The following is a 524-nucleotide window of genomic DNA, read 5'->3' on the forward strand; positions in this document are numbered from 1 at the left end:
GCGTCCTTCAGGCCTTCGATGCACTGGCGCGCGGCCTCCAGCGCCGCCTCGTCGAGGCGCTCGCCGCCGGCACCGTTGCGGCACCACTGCAGCACCTCGTTGACCGACAGGCCGCGCGCCTGCGGCATCCAGCCCTGCACCGAGCCTTCAAGGCGCAGCAGCCGGTTGAGCTGCTCCGGGTTGGGGTTGGGCCAGGCCGTGTCGCTGTCGCGCTGGGCCGAGATGCGCATCTCGATCTTGCCGCGCCGGAACGCCGTGCCGAGCAGGTCGCGCAGCGCCGGCTCCAGTCCACGCAGGTCGTCGGGCATGCGGAAGGACAGGTCCAGGAAGCGGCCATTGACCGAGCGCGCCTCCACCGAAACCGAGGACGCGGCGCCCCCCTCGGCAGCCGGGGCCGAAGCGGCGTTGGCATAACCCGTCATGCTATAAACCGCCATCGATTCCACCCCTCGAAAAGCCGGCGATTATGTCAAAGCCCAAACCCGCTCCACTGCCCTCGGGCACCGTGGTGGGGGGCTACCAGA

At 70.0% G+C, this 524-nt stretch carries 1 protein-coding gene; it reads right to left on the minus strand.

All coding sequences use genetic code 11. The annotated features are described in order from the left end of the window. Positions 1-437 (minus strand): YicC/YloC family endoribonuclease (locus CKO23_RS25180; protein WP_346014689.1); only part of this gene is annotated, 437 nt, incomplete at its 3' end. Positions 438-524 lie beyond the last annotated feature (87 nt).

This window comes from Thiocystis violacea, assembly GCF_016583565.1.
GTDB lineage: Bacteria > Pseudomonadota > Gammaproteobacteria > Chromatiales > Chromatiaceae > Thiorhodococcus > Thiorhodococcus violaceus_A.